The organism is Micromonospora sp. CPCC 205561, from assembly GCF_036906775.1.
Taxonomy (GTDB): domain Bacteria; phylum Actinomycetota; class Actinomycetes; order Mycobacteriales; family Micromonosporaceae; genus Micromonospora.
Map to the genome: position 1 here is coordinate 39,032 of NZ_JBAKHV010000014.1, position 17,354 is coordinate 56,385.

Consider the following 17,354-nt stretch of genomic DNA (forward strand, 5'->3'; position numbering starts at 1 on the left):
TCGCGACGATGAGGAATCTCGAACGGCACTTCGCCGAGGCCGTCGCCCACCACGGGCGGGCACAGGCCTACGCGCGGGCCGCCCTGGAGGCCCTGCGTCACACCGGCCCGGGCAGCGGCCGTCGGGCGGATCACGCCGGCGGTCCGGCCGCCCCGATCGTCCCGCCGGTCGCACCGTCCGACGACCCCGGATCGTTCGTACGGATCGGCACCGTGGCGACCCCGCTCGGCGAGCCGGCCCCGCTCTGGGTGCCGCTGCTCGGTCGGGGACACCTGGTGCTGCAGAGCGACTCCCGCTCACCGGTGACCGAGGCGGTGGTCGCCGGCGTGCTGCGGCAGGTCGTCGCCGCCGCCGCGACCCGGCCGGACCTGCGGATCCTCCCGGTGGACCTGGCCGGCGGAGGCCGGCTCTTCGCGCCGTTCCACCCGCTGTGGCCGGTCCGGGTCATGTCTCCTCCGGTGACCGTCCGCGACCGGCTCACGCAGACGTTGCAGGAAGCGCACCGCCACCTCGCGGCCGTCCGGGCCGCCGGGCCGGGCCGCCGACCGCCGTTGCTGGTCCTGCCGCTCCTGCTCGACCACGGCGCGGTGCCGCAACTCCTCGCCGAGTTGCAGGCGTTGGCGCACGCGGGACCCGAGGGCGGACTGCACCTCGTCATCGCGGGTCACCCGCCGCCGCGCGGCTTCGACCGCCGCCCTCCGGAGCCACTCGCGCTCGCCACGCACCTGCTCGTCAACGGTGCGCGGGTCCGGCTGTACGCCCCGGACTTCGGGCTCACCGGGGCCGCCGGGGGACGCCTGACGTTGCCCGTGGCGGTCGATCCGGCCCCGGCTGTCGAAGCGATCACCGTGGCGTGCCGGACCGCCGCCGAGGGATTCGTCGCGGCGACCGGCGTCACCGTGGCGGACCTGCTCCCCGAGTCGTACTGGACCGAGTCGTCCGCACCGGGGCTGCGGGTGCCGGTCGGCCGCGCGGGGGCGGAGCTGCGCACCCTCGCCTTCGACGACCACACCCCGCACTGGCTCGTCGGTGGCCGGACGGGCCAGGGCAAGACGGTCTTCCTGCTCAACCTGCTGTACGCGCTGGCGACCCGGTTCGATCGGGAGCAGCTGCAGATGTACCTGCTCGACCTCAAGAAGGGCGTCTCGTTCAACACCCTGCGGCCGACCGCCAAGGATCCCAGCTTCCTGCCGCAGGCCGCCCTCGTCGGCGTGGAGTCGGACCGGGAGTTCGCCGCCGCCGTGCTCCGGCACCTGGACGAGGAGATGGATCGCCGTTCGGCGCTGTTCAAGCAGCACGAGGCAGCCACGTACGCCGACCTGCGCGCCGGCGGCACGCCACTGCCCCGGATCCTGCTGCTCGTCGACGAGTTCCAGGTGCTCTTCGAGGCCGACGACGCGGTGGCCCGGCAGGCCGCGGACACCCTCGACCGGCTCGCCCGGCAGGCCCGGTCGTACGGACTGCACGTGGTGCTCGCCAGCCAGAGCACCGACGGGATCCTCGCGCTCGTCGAGCGGCAACGGTCGCTGCTGGGGCAGTTCGGCATGCGGATCGCGTTGCCCGGCGCACACCGGATCCTCGAGGACGACGACAGCGCCAGGTCCATCGAGCGCGGCGTGGTCATCGTCAACTCCCACGGCGGCGCCGCCGGTCAGGACGAGCGCCTGCGCTTCCCGAACGCCGACGCGGCCAAGGAACTGCTGGCCCGGGTGCGGCACGAGCTCTGGCGGCGGGCGGGCGGCGTCGTACCGCCCGTCGTGTTCAACGGCTCCGACCGGCAGGCGCTGCCGACGGCGACGGAGCTCGGACCGCACGGCGACGTGCCGATGGCCTGGGTCGGGCGGGTGGTGGACGCCCGGCTGCCGCTGGCCGGGTTCCCGCTGCGGGCCACCGCCGGCCGGCACCTCGCGGTGCTGGGCAACGGCCCGGACGGCGGGGCGATCGTGGCCGCCGCCTTCGCCGGGCTCGCCCTGCAACACGCCCCCGGCACGGCCGCCTTCCACGTCGCGGCGTTCGTCGAGACGCCGGCCCTCGCCGAAGCCGTCGCCCTGGCCAGGGACGCCGGGCACGACGTACGGCAACTCGATCCGGCGGGGCTGCGGTCCGCGCTGGCCGACAGCGCGCAGCGCGACTCCGGGCAGCGCACATACTTCGTGCTGAGCGGGTTGGACGCCCTCGGCCCGGCGCTGGCGGACCCGGGCGAGACCGGCCGGACCACGGCCGAAGAGCTGCGCCGGGTGATCCGGGAGGGCCCGTTCCGGGGCACCCACGTGCTGGGCTGGTGGTCCGGCCTCGACCGGCTCGCCGAGGACGTCCAGGGCGAGATGGGCTGGGGGACGGCTCTGCACGAGCTGGTGGGCGGTTTCGTGATCACGAACATCGCGGGTGACCGCCTCGGCCGGATCTTCGGCGGGCTCCCACCGCCCTGGACACCGCGGGAGAACCGGGCGCTGCTGGTCGACACGGCGGGCCACCCGCCACGGAGCATCGTGCCGTTCACGGCCGTGCGGCCGGCCGCCGCGGCGCCGGTCGCGCCCGCCGGCACCGGGGCGGGGAGGACCGCGTGAGCCCGACCGAGCCCAACTGGGATGCGTACGCGCAGCGGCTGCGCGAGCTGGAGACGGCCGCCGTCGAGGACGCCGGAGAGCGTGCCGGCGACGACGCCCGGCGCGCGATCGGCCTGCGCGAGCAGAACAACCTGCTGCACCGGCTGGAGGGGCAGCGACACGACCTCGACCGGGTCGGCCGCGAGCTGCGGCTGACGCCCTCCTGGCCGGAGCCCCCGCCGGTGGAGGTCGCCGACTGGGCCGAGGCACTGGTGGCGGCGGAGCAGGCCGGGCGTCTCGCGGACGAGGCGCTGCAACGCGCCGACGACGCCGGCGGGGTGGCCCGCCTCGACGGCTGGCCGCTCTGGCTGCGCAACGGGCTGGTCTACACGGTCGTCTCCGTCGCGCTGCTGGGCGTCTTCGCGGTGTTCACCATCGGGGCCACCGCCGCCACGGACTTCCGGTGGAGCCCGCTGACCCTTGTCTCCGTGCCCTGCTGCGGGCTGCCGCTCCTCGCCACCGGCCTCGGCTGGCTGCTGTGCGGCGGGCTCTTCGTGCCCCGCCGGGGCGGCCCGGTGGAGCGGACACCGGTGCTGGGTCTGGTCGTCAGTCTTCTCGTGCCGTGGCTGCTGTGTGGCGGCTACGCGGCGGCGTTCGGGTGAACGCCGCCGCGGGCCGGTCGCCTCTGCGCGCCGGCCGACCCGTACCTGTCGAGAGGAGATCGTCATGAGCATCCGGGACGTGAAGATCGCGGTGCAGAACAGCGCCCAGTCCGCCGAGTCGGCGGGAGCCATGCTCGCCGCCGCCAACGCCCAGGTGACCACCGCCGTCGCCGCGCTGGGCCTGGCGATGGACGGCACCGACCGGCCCGAGCCGGCCGAGATCAAGGGCCGCCTGCTGCGGGTGAACCAGCAGTTGCAGGACGCGAACACCGCACTGGCGAACGCGGTACAGGGGGCAAAGAACTTCGCCTCGTCGCTGTGAGGCGGCGCGGCCCGCACGGTCCGTGGGACGGCCACGACGGCCCCCGCCGGCCGATGCGGCAAGGACCGCGCCCCGTCCGGGGGGCTGACCCGCCACCGCGCGTCGGGCATCCGGCGGCGCCGCCGGGGCTCGGGACGGCCGGCATCTGGGGGACCGTCGTCCGGCCCGGGCACCCGCGGCGGCCCGCGCCGGGCCGGCGCGCGCGGGAAGGGACCGGGAGCAGCGGCCTGTTCGCGACGGTGGTGCCGGCGGGCGGACGCCCGGCACGTCCCGCCGCCGCCCGCCAGCCGGCGGTGGGGCGGCAGGGCCGGTGGCGTCCCCGCGGGAAGCCGTCGACGCCGCAGCTGGTGGGCACGCTCGCCCTGGCCCTCGCGGCAAGCGTGGTCATGGGATCGCCGGTGCTGCTGGCCGTGGCGGTCGCGGCGGTCGGCCGGCGCGCCGTCGAGCGGCGCGTCGCCGCCGGTGTCCCACGAGCAGCCGGCGGCGCCGGTCGCCGGCGGCACGCCCACCGTCGTTCTTCGGCCGCGCCGGCGCGCCGCGGCGGTCGGCGCCGCGACCCGGACCGGGGGCAGCCGTCGCGCGCCCCCGCCACCGCGCGGACCGCACCGGCGATGGTGGCGGTCTCCGTCGGCGAGGTGCGTGCCGCACTGCTACGCGCCGCGGACGGCCTCGACCGGGCCGCCGGTGAGATGACCGAGGCGGTCAAGCGGGTGCAGGACGCCCGACTGGATCTCGCCCGGGCCGGCGACGGCACGAGCCGCGCGGAGCCGCCCCGGATCTCGGCCCTGCTCCTGGGCGCGGCGGTCGTCGTGCGGGACGCCGCCGGGCAGACGCGGGCCGCCGCCCGCTCCGTCCGGCAGGTCGGCACCCGGCTGTGAACGCCCCGCCGGTGTGCGCTCAGGGCAACTCCGCCAGGGCTCTGACATACCGCGCGACCGTCGCCTCGAGTTCCGCGGCGAGCCGTCCGCGGCGCCAGGCGTGCAGCCGGTGAGCGAGCCACGTGGTGGCCAGCGTCGAGCCGGCCACCACGGTCACGGTGGTGACCGCGGCGAGTAGGTTGCCGACGGTGAGCCGCCCGTCCAGCGCGGCCGGAGTCAGCACCGCCAGCATCGCGCCCACCGTGCCGGCCGACCACAGGAGATGGCCGGCCGCGGCGAGCGGATGCTCGGACGCGGCCCAGGTCAGCGGCGGCCGCCCGGCGGCGACGCGTACCAGCCGGGCCGCCTCGCCGAGCTGGTCGAGGTGCCAGAGCGCCCGCGCCCGGGTGCCGCGGCTCAGCGGCCGCCCCTGCCGCCGCCAGGCCTCCAGCCTCTCGGCGAACGTGACCGTCGCCCTGCGCAGCACGGCCGGGCGCAGTGACAGGGTCACCGGCCAGGACGTCTCGCGTTCGTGCTCGCGCAGCGCGGCGAAGCCGAACGCACCGACCAGCAGCGCGACGGCCACCATGACGACCGGCGTGGCGTACGTCCAGCCGGGAACGGAGCTGACCACGAACCCGCCGAGCATCAGGAAGGCCAGCAGCGCCGGCAGGGCGACGAAGGCGTTGTAGACCAGGGGCGGGGCCCGGTGCAGCAGCCGTTCGGAGGCAGCCACCCGGTGCCGGCCCGCCATTCCCGCGGCGAGCACCAGCGGCGGCGCACACATCAGCAGCATCGACCAGAGCGCAGCGGTGAGCAGGCGGTCGCGCAGGGCCGTACCGCCCGTCGCGGCGGCCGCCGCCGGCGCGACGAGCAGTGTGCCCGCGGCGGCGAGCGCGGCCAGCCGCTGCCGGCGGGGCCGCGGCGGGGGCGGCCGCACCGGGGCCGGCGGGGTCCACTCGTCGTCGACGTGTCGCTCTAGCTTGGCGATGAGCGCGTCGACGTCGTCCCGCCAGTGACCGGAGCGGATGAACCAGCGCTGCTGGTCGGCGAGGCCGCGGATGCCCGCCGGGAGTTCGTCGTGACGTACGAACGTCGAGCCGTCGAGGATGACGGGGATCACCACCAGCTTCCGGCGCAGCGCCTCGCCGATCTCCCACTGGACCCAGTCCTTCGGCACCCGCGCCCGCGGGTCGAGCTCGCGCCGGGCCTCCGCGTCGGCCACCCGACGCCGCAGCGCGGGCAGCCAGTTGCGGTCCATCATGACCAGCAGGACCTTCGCGTCGGCCAGCCCGGCGCGCAACTGGTTGCCGTACGTCTCGCCGGCCACGATGGAGGCCTTGTCGAGGAAGACGCGGTGCGGCCCGAAGTGGTCGGCCAGCCGGGTGTGCACGCTCTCCACGAGCGACTTGTGCTCACCGCTGCGGTAGTTGACGAAGATCTCGCTCATACCGGCCGGGTCCCGCTCCGCACCTGGTTGATGCTCTCCAACAACCGGGGGTACAGCGCCCGCACGGGCGGGTGCCGCAGCCGGCGGATCAGCTCCCGGCGGAGCCTGACGAGATCGACGGCCACCGTCGCGGAGCGGACGGTGTCCGCCTCGTCGAGCAGCGGCACGATCAGGTCGCAGGCGTGGTCGAGTTCGCCGGCGGCCAGGTGCGCCATCGCCCTTCGGGTGCCGTAGCGGACCTGGGACCGGCGCGCGGTGGGCGCGATCCTGGCCACCTCCCGGTCCAGGATCTCCGCCGCCGCCGCCGGCCGGCCCAGGTCGTAGAGGGCCCATGCCGTCGTCGTCGCGACGACGTCCGGCACGTGCTGGGCACCCAGCGGGGGAAGCTCCGCGGAGGCGTCGCCCGGGTCGGCGGCGAGCAGCTCGCGGGCTTCGTCGAGCAGCGGCAGACAGGCCCGCTCGTCCCCGGCGAGCGCGTGCCCCTGGGCCAGGCGCAGCGCCGCCAGGCCGCGGACCCGCGGCGCGACGCCGGTTGCCGCGTAGGCCCGTCCGGCCAGCGCGATCGTGCCGAGCGCGTCGTCGTCGTAGAGCGCGAGCAGGGCCTTGCGGACGTGGGTGTACGACACCAGGGCCGGGTCTCCGCCGGCGCGCGCCAGCCGGGCGGCGGTCTCGGTCCACCGCAGCGCCAGGTCCGGGGCGCCCGCCTCCTGCGCCATCCAGCCGGCGTACTCGGCGAAGCGCGCCGCGAGCCGTTGCGCCCGCGGCCGGTCGGCGCCGCCGGCGACGTCGGCCAACGAGCGCATCGTGCTCGCGTGGTCGACCACCATGCCGAGCACCACCGAGGCGCCGAGCGCCTGCCCCAACACCCGTACGTTGTCGAACACCGCGCGCATCGCCGCCAACACCGGCTCGTCGATCGGCCCCGCCGGGTGCGGCACCTGGGCGGGCAGGGCCGGCGCGGCCTCTCCGACGGCCCCGGCGGTGCCCGGGACGGGGGGCCGGGCGGGCGCCCTCGTCACGAGCCGGACGAGTGCCCCGTCGGCCTGCAGTTCGGCGTCGCACAGGCGGGCCAGCTCCAGGTTCGGACGACGGGTGCCGTTCTCCACGTTGCCCAGGTGCCCGCGGCTGTAGTTGACCCGCTCGGCCAGCCGCGCGAGCGAGAGGCCGCGTTGCAGACGGAGGCGGGACAGCGTCCTGCCGAACGACTCCCGTTCGGGCACGGGTCCCTCCGAGGCGTGGTGACCGATGCGGTCACCGAGAGTATCGCCTCCGCTCAGCGTCCAAAAGGGTCTGTCGGCTATCCGCCGCGGCCCTGCCGCCGGCCGTCAGGCCCCGTCGCCCGCGCCCAGCACCAGTCGGTCGGTGGTCCGCTGCTCGACGTACGGCAGGTCGGCCTCCCAGCCGAGGCCGGGGGCGGTGGGCACCTCGACCAGCCCCTCGGCGCTCGCGATCGGGCGGGTGGTCACGTCGCGGGCGTAGTACCTGTCGGAGCCGGAGACGTCCGAGGGCAGGGTGAAGCCGGCGAGCGCGCTCAGCGCGACGTTCGCGGCCCGCCCGATCCCGAACTCGTGCATGCCGCCGCACCAGACCGGGACGCCGTGCTCGTACGCGAGGTCGTGGGCACGGACGGCGTGGGTCAGCCCGCCCATCCGCGAGACCTTGATGTTCAGGATCCGTCCCGCGCCGAGGCGCAGCGCGGTGACCAGGTCGTCCACCTCCTCGACGGACTCGTCGAGACAGACGGGGGTGGCGATCCGCTCCTGCAGGGCGGCGTGCGCGACCAGCGCCCGGGGCGCGAACGGCTGCTCGATCATGAGCAGGCCCAGCTCGTCGAGCTGCTCCAGCACCGCGCGGTGCGCCGGGATGTCCTCGTAGGCGCCGTTGGCGTCGACGTGCAGCGGCACGTCGGGGTGCGCCGCGCGGACGGCGCGTACCGGCTCGACGTCCCAGCCGGGCGCGATCTTCAGCTTCACCCGGCGGTAGCCCTCCTCGACGCGCAGCCCCACCTGCGCGAGGAGGTCGTCCACGGTGGGCTCGATCCCCAGCGACACGCCCGCTTCGACGTGGTCGCGCCGGCCCCCCAGCGCGTACGCGAGGGGAACGCCGGCCGCGGCCGACCAGAGCGCCCAGGCGGCGATGTCGAACCCGGCGCGGGCGAAGGCGTTGCCCCGCACCTTGCCCAGCGCCGCGGCCAGCTCCGCCGGGTGCTTCCAGTCCGTCCGCAGGGCCAGCGGCGCGAGGTGGTCGCGGGCGACGGCCCAGCAGCTCTCGACGGTCTCGGCCGAGTAGAACGGCCCGCTCGGCGACGCGATCTCGCCCCAGCCGACGGCGCCGTCGGTGTCGGTGAGCACGACCAGGATGTGCTCCAGCTCGGCCTTGGCGTGGGAACTCGTCCGGAAGCGGCGTACCAGGGGCAGCCGGACGCGACGCAGCTCGACCGTCCCGATCCGCCGCACGCCGCCGGCTGCCGGCGCCGGGAGCCACCCCGGCGAGGGCGCCCGGCCGTGGTCGGCCCCTTCGCCCCGCTGCGCGACGCTCACGGCTCCTCCGCGTACAGGTCGAGCTCGGCGGCGAGGGCGTCGCGCTCGCGCAGCCGACGCCCGGCCCTCTTCGAGCTGGCGATGGTGAGGGTGGCGAGCAGGTGCAGCGCGAGCACCACCGGGGTGGGGGAGTTGGCGTAGGAGGCGCTGTCGGTGCCGGTGACGATGCGGGCGGTCGCGAGCCCGGCCAGCGGCGCGTCCTCGGCGTCGGTGACCAGGACCAGTTGACCGCCGTGCCGGACGTAGGCGGCGGCGATCTCGACGGTCTCCCGGCGGTAGCGCGCCAGCGAGACGGCGACGAGCAGGTCGCCCTGGCGGATGTCGCCGAGCACGTCGAGCGGTCGCAGTGCCGCGCCGTCGACGAGGTGGACGCCGGAGAGCCCGGCGCTGAGGTCGGCGGCGAGCAGGGCGGCGAAGCCGAGCGACTTGCCGTAGCCGAGCAGGTACCGTCGCCGGGCGGAGACGATGAGCGCCGCGGCCCGCTCGATCGCGTCCTGCTCGGCGGCCCGCGCCAGGGCCCTGTCGAACTCGGTGCGCTGCCGCTCCAGGACGCGGTGCTTGAGCACCTGGGCCGACCTGCGCTGCACGTGGCGATCGAAGCGTTCCGAAGGTGTCGATTTCTTCGTGCTCATGCGTCGTCCCGCTCGAACAGGTAGTCGACGCGGCCGCCGGCCGGACGCGTCACGCCGACGAGCCGCCCGCCAGCGGCGAACCGGTCGGAGAGCTCCTGGCGCAGCCGGGCCCGGTCGGCGGGTTCCCGCGCGGCGGTGCCCTCGTCGGCGGGCGCGCCGACCGCCACCAGCCCGGTTCCGGGCACCCCGTCGGGGCGGCCGGGACCGGTGAGGTCCCACCTGACCAGGATCCGGTCGCTGTCGCCGTCGTCGTAGAAGTCGGGCAGGAAGCCGATTCCGGTGGCGCCCAGCACGCGCAGGTTGAAGTGGGCGTTGCGCAGCCCGTACGGGCTGAAGGTCCAGCGCATCGTGCCCGCGCCGGTGCGACGGGCGGCCTCGGCCTGGGCGTGCTTGAGCAGCCGGCCGACGCCGCGCCCCTGCGACCGGGCGTCGACGACGGCCGCCTGCGAGTAGTGGTAGAGATCGCCGTCCTGCACGGCGGTGAAGCCGTAGCAGAAGCCGACCAGGCAGCCCGCCTCGTCGAACGCGCCGAGCACCGTCCCGGAGTTCGCCGCCAGCGCCGCCAGCAGGCGGGGGCTCACGGCGTGTTCGGGGCCCGAGTAGCCGAAGACGGACCGGTAGAGCGCGGAGGCGGCGGTCCACTCGGCGAGGCCGGCGAGGTTCCGCGCGACGATCCCGCCGGCGTCGTCCGTCATCGAACCTCCGAAAGATAGCGACCGTATGTCGCTCATGCTGCCGCGAGAATCCTGCGTTGACAAGCTGTAGGGCCGATCATATGGTCCGCATATGTTGCCGCCGACGTCCGAGGCCGCGCTCGACACGCTGCGCCGCTACACGCTGCACGAGTCGCCCACCGGCGACCGGCGGGCGCTCGACGCGCTGGCCGACGTGCTCGACGCGGACGCCGCCCGCGCCGGCTTCGACACCGCGCGGGTGTCGCATCCCACGGGCGACCACCTGGTCTGGACCCTGGCGGCGCGCGACGTCCCGGGTGGGCCGGTCCTGTTCCTCACCCACTACGACACCGTCTGGCCGGTCGGCACGCTGTCCGGCATGCCGTGGTCGGTCGACGGGGACACCGTCCGCGGTCCCGGGGTGTACGACACCAAGGCCGGCATCGTCGCGCTGCTCGCTGCGGTGGCCCGGGTGCGGATGCGGGGCGCCCCGCATCCGGAGCTCCGGGTCGTCGTCGCCGCGGACGAGGAGATCGGCTCGCCCACCGCCACCGAGCTGGTCCGGGCCGAGGCCGTGCGCGCCCGTGCGGTGCTCGGCCTGGAGCCGCCGCATCCCGGCGGCGACCTCAAGACCGGCCGGCGCGGCAGCACCCGCGTCCGTGTGGAGGTCACCGGTGTCGAGGCACACGCCGCGCTCGACCCCGACGCCGGCACCAACGCCATCGACGAGCTCGTCGACCAGCTCGTCCGGCTCCGTGGCCTGGTCGCGGGCCGCCCGATCCTGCTCAACACCGGCACCATCGCGGGCGGGGGGCGGACCAACGTGGTCGCCGCGGCCGCCCACGCCGACCTCGGGCTGCGCTTCACCGATCCGCGGGACGAGGAGGCGGTGCTCGCCGCCCTGCGGTCCCCGCGCCCCGTCCGCGAGGGCGCCCGCGTCGGCGCCCGCCTGCTCTCGCACCGCCCCACCTGGCGTACGGGCGGATCCGACGTGGAGCTGCTCGACCGGGTCGTCCGGATCGCGGCCGGCCTGGGGCAGCGCCTCACCGGCCGGCCGGCCGACGGCGCCGCCGACACCAACACGACGGGAGCGCTGGACCGGCCCACCGTCGACGGGCTGGCCCCACCGGGTGGCGGCGCGCACGCCCGGCACGAGTGGGTCTCGGCCGCCGGCATCGCGGCCCGCACCGAGCTGCTGGCCGCCCTGATCACCGGGCTCCACCCGGCCGCCGCGTGACGCACCCGACCGGCGGGGCGGACCCCCGGCCGGTCGACGACGCCCCGCCGACCCGCCCGCTCGTCCCGGAACCGCTCTCAGTCCGTACGAAAGGCGCTCGCCCGGCGGGGATCGGCGCCGGCCGTGGTGAGGCGGTCGTCGCCGTGCTGGCCGTGCCAGTCGAGCACGAGCATGCAGGCGTCGTCGGCCAGGGTCGGCCCGGCGACGTCCAGGATGGCGTCGCCGAGTACCCGGACGACCTCCCTGGGGTGCAGGTCGGCGAGGCCGGGCAGCCGGGCGGGCAGGTCCAGCCGGGCGGCGCCGCGTTCGAGCATGCCGTCGGTGAGCAGGATGAGCCGGTCGTCCGGACGCAGCGGGACGTCCGTCGTGCGGAAGGTGCGGTGGCGCAGCACACCGAACGGCGGGTCGACCGGCAGCGCGAGGGGCCGGACGGTGCCGTCGCGCACCAGCAGCGGTGCGGGGTGGCCGGCGTTGACCATCGCCAGCACCCCCGTGCGCAGGTCGAGCCGGCCGAGAAGCCCGGTGGCGAAGGTGAACCCGCCGGGCGGGTTCTCGATCAGCGCCGAGTTCGCCGCCCCGGCCTGGTCGAGCAGCGTCTGGCCGAGGCGGCGGGTGTGGCGCAGGCTGCCGACGCAGAGCGTCGCGGTCAGGGCGCTGTGCACGCCGTGGCCCACGGCGTCGGTGATGCTCAGGTGCAGCAGGTTGCGCGCGAGGCTGTAGTCGAAGGTGTCCCCGCCGATGCTGGCCGCCGGCTCCAGCCACGCCGACAGGGTGAAGGAGTCGGCCTCGCAGGTGAACGCGGAGGGCAGGAGCCGACGCTGGATCTCGGCGGCGAGGGCGAACGGAGTGGTCCGCTGGCCCCATTCGAAGAGGTCGGTGTGGCGCCGGGCGGCGATCACCACGAACGCCAGGGCGTGCGCGGCCCGGGAGATCCCGGTCAGGGCGTCCTCGTCCGGCTCGTCCGGCAGGGAGACCTCCAGCAGCCCGATCGCCTCGCCCCGTTGCGTGACCGGCGCCATCACGACGTGTCCGTCGCCGTCGGAACGGACCTGCACGCGCTGGGAGCGTAGCGCCTGCTCCTGCGGCCCGCCATCGAACGGCAGCACGGTGGCCACGTCCTCGTCCTGCCGGCGCCGGTCGGGCCGGTCGCCGAAGGGGACGTCGTGGGCCAACCGGACGAGCGCCCGGCCACTCATGTCCGCGACGAGGAACGACACCCACAACGCCCCGAGGTCGACGCCGATGCCCCGGGTCACGGCCTCCACCGCGTCGACGGGGGCGGCGTCCTCGACGGCGCGCAGCATGTTGCCCAGGTTCACGCTGCTCCACCGTTTCTCGTCCACGCGCCAGAGCATAGGCCGAGAGCGCGTCGGGGCGTCCCGCGCGGCCCGGCCCGGAGCACCGCGCCGCTCAGCAACCGACGCGGACCGTCCCGGGCCGGTCCGCTCCTCGCGTACTCGCGCGGGACAGCAGGGCGTGCGGTGCGACCACGTCGACCGGGGCGGCGTCCGGCCGGGCGATGCGGGCGAGCAGGCGGGCCACGGCCTGGCGGGCGATGAAGCCGGTGTCGGCGGCGACCGTGCTGAGCGCCGGGCGCATCCAGTGGCCCTCTTCGCTGCCTCCCACGCCGATGACCGCGAGGTCCTCCGGGACCCGTAGGCCGGCGTCGAACGCGGCGCACATGGCGCCGATCGCCAGGGCGTCGGAGGCGCAGACGAAGGCGTCCGGGTGATCGGGCCGGGCCAGCACCGCGCGGGCGGCCCGGTAGCCGTCGGCGCGTCGGTGGGCGGCGGCCCGCTGGACGTGGCCGGGTAGCCGGGGGAGGCCCGCGGTGCGGACGGCCTCGGCGTAACCCCGCAGGACCGGCGGAGGCGGGGCCGCGTCGTCCGGTCCCGCGTCGATGGCGGCGATGCGCCGGCAGCCGGTGGCCAGGAGGTGCGCGGTGGCGTCCCGGCCGGCGCCCAGGTGGTCGATGCCGACCCGGTCGGCGGTGCCGTCGCCGGGGACCCGGCCGAGCCGCACGAGGGGGAGCGCGTCGACGCCCGGCCCGGCCGGGAGGTCGGTGAGCAGGAGGCAGCCGTCGACCGGCGGGGGGTGCCCGGCGGCACGGTCGGCGTCCACCGGGTCGATGACGAGGCGGTAGCCGCGCCGCGCCGCGGCGCCCGCGAGGGCCCGGGTGAGCCCGCCGAGGCCGGGCAGGTCGACCTCGGACACGACCAGGGCGAGCGCCCCGCTGCGCCCGGTCCGCAGGGTGCGCGCGAAGCGGTTCGGCCGGTAGCCCAGCGCGTCGACGGCGGCCTCGACGCGGCCGCGCACCTCGGCGCTGACGTGTGGACGCCCGTTGACCACGTTGGAGACGGTCTTCACCGACACCTGGGCCAACCGCGCCACGTCGCGGAGCGTGGTGGGCATCGCGCCTTCCCCGTCCTCGTCATGTCCCTGCTACACCAGCGAAACCGCTTCGATGGTGTAAGACTCGGTGACACCTGTCAAGCCGTTACGCTGGTGTGGACCGAGGGGGTGCGATGAGCGAGGAGCAGGTGATCCCGCCCGCCGCCCGTCTGCTGCGGGACTTCGTCAACACCTACGAGCCGCAGGTCGACGAGGAGTCGCTCACCGCGCCCGACCGGCTGCGCGACTGGTTCGCCGAGCGGGGGCTGCTGCCGCCCGACGCCCGGCTGCGGTCGGCCGACCTGGCCGCCGCCGTGACCGTCCGCGAGGGCCTGCGCGCGGTGCTGCTCGGCCACGCCGGCCATCCGGCCGAGCCCGCGGCGCTGCGCCGGCTCGACGGGGTCCTGGCCGGGGTGCCCGTGCGGATGGCCTTCACGGTCGACGGGCACCGCCTCGTCGCGGCCCGCGACCGCGCCCTCGACCACGCCCTGGCGGCGCTGCTGGACGCGGTCCGGCAGTGCGGTGAGGAGCAGAGCTGGGCCAGGTTGAAGGCGTGCGCCCGGGACACCTGCCGCTGGGCCTACTACGACGCCTCCCGCAACCAGGCGCGCCGCTGGTGCTCCATGGCCGGCTGCGGCAACTACGTCAAGATGCGCCGGGCGTACGCCGCGCGCGCCGGGCGGGAACGGAAGGCGGCCGGCGGGACGCCCGCCGAACCGAAAGGCGCGGCGGGCCGGTGACGGGTCGCCGCTGTCCCGCCGGCGGTTTCGCTTGACCTGAACCTTCGTCCAGGTTCTAGGTTCGCGGGTATGAGTATGGAAGTCACCGCCTGGATGTCCCTGCACCACGCCGTGAACCAGCGCGACGAGCGCCCGTTCTCGAAGGCCACCCTCAAGCGGATCGCCGGCTTCGCGCGCCCGCACCGCCGTCTGCTCGCGGGGTTCCTGGCGGGCAGCGTCGTGGTGGCCGTGCTGACCGTGGCCGCGCCGGTGCTGGCCGGGCGGGTGGTGGACGCGATGGTCTCCGGCGCCGACGTCTCCACGGTGGTGTGGCTGGCCTCGGCGATCGCCCTGATCGCGCTCGCCGAGGCCGGGCTGGGCCTGCTCACCCGCTACCAGTCCGCCCGGATCGGCGAGGGCCTGATCGTCGACCTGCGGACCGCCGTCTTCGATCACGTGCAGCGGATGCCGGTCGCGTTCTTCACCCGGACCCGCACCGGCGCGCTGGTCTCCCGGCTCAACAACGACGTCATCGGGGCGCAGCAGGCGTTCAGCGACACCCTCTCCGGCGTGGTCGGCAACGTGGTGACGCTGGTCCTCACGCTCGCGGTGATGCTGACCTTCTCCTGGCAGATCACCCTGCTGGCGCTGCTGCTGCTGCCCGTCTTCGTGCTGCCCGCGCGGCGGATGGGCCGCAAACTGGCCCGCCTCGAACGGGAGGCCGCCGAGATCAACGCCGCGATGAGCACCCGGATGACCGAGAAGTTCTCCGCGCCCGGCGCCACCCTGGTCAAGCTCTACGGGCGGCCGGCGGAGGAGTCCGCCGAGTTCGCCGCCCGCGCGTGGCGCGTCCGCGACATCGGCGTCCGCACGGCCATGTTGCAGATGGTCTTCATCACGGCCCTCACCGTGGTCGGATCGCTGGCGCTGGCCCTGGTGTACGGCCTGGGCGGCGTGTACGCGGTGCGCGGGCAGCTCGACGCGGGCGCCGTCGTCGCGCTCGCCCTGCTGCTGTCCCGCCTCTACGCGCCGTTGACCTCGCTCGCCAGCGCCCGGGTGGAGGTCATGAGCGCCCTGGTCAGCTTCGAGCGGGTCTTCGAGATCCTGGATCTGAAGCCGATGATCGAGGACAGCCCGACCGCGCGGGCGCTGCCCGACGGGCCGGTGGCGGTCGAGTTCGACGACGTCCGCTTCGGCTATCCCGCCGCGGAGAAGGTCTCCCTGGCCTCCCTGGAGGACGTGGCGAAGCTCGACAGCCGCGGCGGCGAGGAGGTGCTGCACGGCGTCTCGTTCCGCGCCGAGCCCGGGCAGATGGTCGCCCTGGTCGGCTCGTCGGGCGCGGGCAAGTCCACCATCGCCCAGCTCCTGCCGCGGCTCTACGACGTGGAGGAGGGGGCCGTGCGGCTCTCCGACAGCGACGTCCGCGACCTGACCGGCGACTCGATCCGGGACGCCGTGGGCGTGGTCACCCAGGACGGCCACCTGCTGCACGACACGATCCGCGCCAACCTGCTGTATGCCCGCCCGGACGCGACCGAGGACGACCTGTGGGACGTGCTGCGCCGGGCTCGGCTGGCCGACCTGGTGCAGGCACTGCCCGACGGCTTGGAGACGGTGGTCGGCGAGCGGGGGTACCGCCTCTCCGGCGGCGAACGCCAGCGGCTCACCATCGCCCGGCTGCTGCTCTCGCGGCCCCGGGTGGTGATCCTCGACGAGGCCACCGCGCACCTCGACTCGACGTCGGAGGCGGCGGTGCAGGCGGCGCTCGGGGAGGCGCTGACCGGCCGGACCAGCGTGGTCATCGCGCACCGGCTGTCCACCATCCGCTCGGCCGACCAGATCCTGGTGCTGGAGGACGGCCGGATCGTGGAACGCGGCCGGCACCCCGACCTGCTGGCCCGCGGTGGCCGGTACGCCGAGTTGTACCGCACCCAGTTCGATCAGCCGGTGCCGGCCTGACATCCCGGGTGCCGGGACGGGTTCGACCGGTGGGTCTGCCCGGTGGCTGCCCGCGCGGCGCGGCTCCGGCGCGGGGACACGGGCGAGGGGCCGTCTCGAAGACCGAGACGGCCCCTCGCCGCGCGGTGCGGCGGCGTCGTCTGGGAGGTGCCCCGTCGTCCGGGAGGTACGGACCGGCCGCGGTGCCCGCCCGGCCGACGCCCGGCGGGCCGTCCCGGGACCGTCAGCCGAAGAAGGACGTCAGGTGCTGGATGACGACCTGGGGCTGCTCCTCCACGAAGTAGTGCCCGGTGTTGGCGATCTGCACCAGCTGCACGTTGGTGGCCTGCGCGGAGAGCGTGGCGGCGAAGCTGGGATAGAAGACGTCGTGGGCGATGCCCAGGACCGGGAGGGTCACCGGCGCGTACGTCTCGTTGTCGGCGATGTCCTGGCCCAGCGCCTTGTACCAGCCGTTGCCGCCCCGGATGGCGTCCGGCGTGGAGTAGGCCAGGGCGTAAATCGACCGGTCGAGTTCGTTGACGGCGCCCTGGTTGACCAGGAGGTTGTCGAACATCCAGTCGATGAGGAACCGGGACCGGCCCGTGACGAGCTGCTCCGGCAGCTGCGCCACCTGGTTGAAGGCGAACCACCAGGGGTGGAACGGGGCACCGGGCACCGGCAGCATCCGGAACTCGTAGTAACCGCTGTTGGGGTGGGCGACGTCGAGCAACGCGATCTTCTTGACGACGCCGGGGTGGTTCGCCGCCAGGCTGTAGGCGACCATCGCCCCCATGTCGTGGCCGGCGACGTTCACCTGGGCGTAGCCCAGCTTGGCGGCCAGCGCCGCGATGTCGCCCGCCATGGTCTTCTTGTCGTATCCGGAGGCCGGCTTGCTGGAGCCGCCGGCGCCGCGCAGGTCCACGGCGATGACGCGGTACCGGGTGGCCAGCGCGGGCATCACCTTGTGGTATTCCCACCAGGTCTCCGGCCAGCCGTGCAGCAGGAACAGCGGCTCGCCGCGACCGCCGGCGACGTAGTGCAGCCGGACTCCGTTGACCTCCGCGTACCTGCTCGCGAATCCGCCCGGCAGGCTGGCCGCGAGGGCGGCGGCGGACGGGGCGGCCGGGGCGCCGTCAGTGGACGGAGCGGCCTGGGCCGCGGTGCCCGTCGCCGTCGCGGCGACCGCGCCGGCGCCGAGCGCGATCAGGTTCCTTCTGTTCATCGAAGACACACATGCTCCAGTCTTAGACAGTGACGTGGATCTTTGTTAATTCTGGTGCATGTTGCGTTCCATCACGATCCCGGCTGACCGATGGTTTGTCAGGAATGGCCGATGGGACGAAATTCCTGCGCTTGCGCCCGATGGTCGATGCGGTCGGCGCCGGG

Annotated in this window: 15 protein-coding genes; 7 read left to right on the plus strand and 8 right to left on the minus strand. The window is 75.2% G+C overall.

Annotated features, from left to right (window positions below):
• The first annotated feature begins 8 nt into the window (after nucleotides 1-8).
• The 4 genes from V6V16_RS10565 to V6V16_RS10580 all read left to right on the plus strand — a co-directional run bounded on the left by V6V16_RS10565 (nucleotide 9) and on the right by V6V16_RS10580 (nucleotide 4,408).
• On the plus strand, nucleotides 9-2,567 hold the full coding sequence (locus tag V6V16_RS10565; RefSeq protein WP_334561714.1) for an FtsK/SpoIIIE domain-containing protein: 2,559 nt from the start codon (nucleotides 9-11) through the stop codon (nucleotides 2,565-2,567).
• Entirely contained in the window at nucleotides 2,564-3,208 is a 645-nt protein-coding gene (locus tag V6V16_RS10570) for a hypothetical protein (protein ID WP_334561715.1), read from the plus strand. Before V6V16_RS10565 ends, V6V16_RS10570 begins: the two co-directional genes overlap by 4 nt.
• 64 nt (nucleotides 3,209-3,272) lie before the next feature.
• Nucleotides 3,273-3,530 carry a hypothetical protein gene (locus tag V6V16_RS10575; RefSeq protein WP_334561716.1) on the plus strand — a complete coding sequence of 86 codons (258 nt, stop codon included), beginning with the start codon at nucleotides 3,273-3,275 and terminating at the stop codon, nucleotides 3,528-3,530.
• A 347-nt stretch (nucleotides 3,531-3,877) separates the two neighbouring features.
• The gene (locus V6V16_RS10580) at nucleotides 3,878-4,408 is read left to right on the plus strand and encodes a hypothetical protein (RefSeq protein WP_334561717.1); all 531 of its coding nucleotides are present in this window, start codon (nucleotides 3,878-3,880) and stop codon (nucleotides 4,406-4,408) included.
• A gap of 19 nt (nucleotides 4,409-4,427) precedes the next feature.
• Here V6V16_RS10580 and V6V16_RS10585 read toward each other — a convergent pair whose 3' ends face one another.
• The 5 genes from V6V16_RS10585 to V6V16_RS10605 all read right to left on the minus strand — a co-directional run bounded on the left by V6V16_RS10585 (nucleotide 4,428) and on the right by V6V16_RS10605 (nucleotide 9,704).
• Nucleotides 4,428-5,837, minus strand: coding sequence for a toll/interleukin-1 receptor domain-containing protein (locus V6V16_RS10585; RefSeq protein ID WP_334561718.1), 1,410 nt, complete (start codon nucleotides 5,835-5,837; stop codon nucleotides 4,428-4,430).
• Nucleotides 5,834-7,057: a helix-turn-helix transcriptional regulator gene (locus tag V6V16_RS10590; RefSeq protein WP_334561719.1), complete on the minus strand. Its 1,224-nt coding sequence runs from the start codon at nucleotides 7,055-7,057 to the stop codon at nucleotides 5,834-5,836. The genes V6V16_RS10585 and V6V16_RS10590 overlap by 4 nt, the downstream gene beginning before the upstream one ends.
• A gap of 105 nt (nucleotides 7,058-7,162) precedes the next feature.
• Nucleotides 7,163-8,377 carry an o-succinylbenzoate synthase gene (gene menC / locus V6V16_RS10595; protein WP_334561721.1) on the minus strand — a complete coding sequence of 405 codons (1,215 nt, stop codon included), beginning with the start codon at nucleotides 8,375-8,377 and terminating at the stop codon, nucleotides 7,163-7,165.
• Nucleotides 8,374-8,964 carry a MurR/RpiR family transcriptional regulator gene (locus V6V16_RS10600; RefSeq protein ID WP_334561722.1) on the minus strand — a complete coding sequence of 197 codons (591 nt, stop codon included), beginning with the start codon at nucleotides 8,962-8,964 and terminating at the stop codon, nucleotides 8,374-8,376. Before V6V16_RS10600 ends, menC begins: the two co-directional genes overlap by 4 nt.
• Nucleotides 8,965-9,005: 41 nt before the next feature.
• A complete protein-coding gene (locus tag V6V16_RS10605; protein ID WP_334561723.1) occupies nucleotides 9,006-9,704 on the minus strand; it encodes a GNAT family N-acetyltransferase in 699 nt (232 codons plus the stop codon).
• A 91-nt stretch (nucleotides 9,705-9,795) separates the two neighbouring features.
• Here V6V16_RS10605 and V6V16_RS10610 point away from each other — a divergent pair, with 91 nt between their 5' ends.
• The gene (locus V6V16_RS10610) at nucleotides 9,796-10,920 is read left to right on the plus strand and encodes a M20/M25/M40 family metallo-hydrolase (protein ID WP_334561724.1); all 1,125 of its coding nucleotides are present in this window, start codon (nucleotides 9,796-9,798) and stop codon (nucleotides 10,918-10,920) included.
• A gap of 77 nt (nucleotides 10,921-10,997) precedes the next feature.
• Here V6V16_RS10610 and V6V16_RS10615 read toward each other — a convergent pair whose 3' ends face one another.
• Entirely contained in the window at nucleotides 10,998-12,263 is a 1,266-nt protein-coding gene (locus tag V6V16_RS10615; RefSeq protein WP_334561726.1) for a PP2C family protein-serine/threonine phosphatase, read from the minus strand.
• Nucleotides 12,264-12,330: 67 nt separating this feature from the next.
• The gene (locus V6V16_RS10620) at nucleotides 12,331-13,332 is read right to left on the minus strand and encodes a LacI family DNA-binding transcriptional regulator (RefSeq protein WP_334561728.1); all 1,002 of its coding nucleotides are present in this window, start codon (nucleotides 13,330-13,332) and stop codon (nucleotides 12,331-12,333) included.
• Between the two features lie 113 nt (nucleotides 13,333-13,445).
• On the opposite strand from V6V16_RS10620, the gene V6V16_RS10625 reads away from it, so the two are divergent.
• Nucleotides 13,446-14,051 carry a CGNR zinc finger domain-containing protein gene (locus tag V6V16_RS10625; RefSeq protein WP_334561729.1) on the plus strand — a complete coding sequence of 202 codons (606 nt, stop codon included), beginning with the start codon at nucleotides 13,446-13,448 and terminating at the stop codon, nucleotides 14,049-14,051.
• Between the two features lie 69 nt (nucleotides 14,052-14,120).
• Nucleotides 14,121-15,989: an ABC transporter ATP-binding protein gene (locus V6V16_RS10630; RefSeq protein ID WP_334561730.1), complete on the plus strand. Its 1,869-nt coding sequence runs from the start codon at nucleotides 14,121-14,123 to the stop codon at nucleotides 15,987-15,989.
• A gap of 223 nt (nucleotides 15,990-16,212) precedes the next feature.
• On the opposite strand, the gene V6V16_RS10635 is transcribed toward V6V16_RS10630, so the two are convergent.
• Entirely contained in the window at nucleotides 16,213-17,190 is a 978-nt protein-coding gene (locus V6V16_RS10635) for an alpha/beta fold hydrolase (RefSeq protein ID WP_334561732.1), read from the minus strand.
• Between the last annotated feature and the right edge of the window lie 164 nt (nucleotides 17,191-17,354).

Bases quoted from the DNA above. Each gene is read 5' to 3' on its own strand.
- V6V16_RS10620 (WP_334561728.1), bottom strand. From the start codon at position 13,332: ATGCCCACCACGCTCCGCGACGTGGCGCGGTTGGCCCAGGTGTCGGTG.
- V6V16_RS10635 (WP_334561732.1), bottom strand. From the start codon at position 17,190: ATGAACAGAAGGAACCTGATCGCGCTCGGCGCCGGCGCGGTCGCCGCG.
- V6V16_RS10630 (WP_334561730.1), top strand. From the start codon at position 14,121: ATGAGTATGGAAGTCACCGCCTGGATGTCCCTGCACCACGCCGTGAAC.
- V6V16_RS10625 (WP_334561729.1), top strand. From the start codon at position 13,446: ATGAGCGAGGAGCAGGTGATCCCGCCCGCCGCCCGTCTGCTGCGGGAC.
- V6V16_RS10585 (WP_334561718.1), bottom strand. From the start codon at position 5,837: ATGAGCGAGATCTTCGTCAACTACCGCAGCGGTGAGCACAAGTCGCTC.
- V6V16_RS10610 (WP_334561724.1), top strand. From the start codon at position 9,796: ATGTTGCCGCCGACGTCCGAGGCCGCGCTCGACACGCTGCGCCGCTAC.
- V6V16_RS10565 (WP_334561714.1), top strand. From the start codon at position 9: ATGAGGAATCTCGAACGGCACTTCGCCGAGGCCGTCGCCCACCACGGG.
- V6V16_RS10605 (WP_334561723.1), bottom strand. From the start codon at position 9,704: ATGACGGACGACGCCGGCGGGATCGTCGCGCGGAACCTCGCCGGCCTC.
- V6V16_RS10575 (WP_334561716.1), top strand. From the start codon at position 3,273: ATGAGCATCCGGGACGTGAAGATCGCGGTGCAGAACAGCGCCCAGTCC.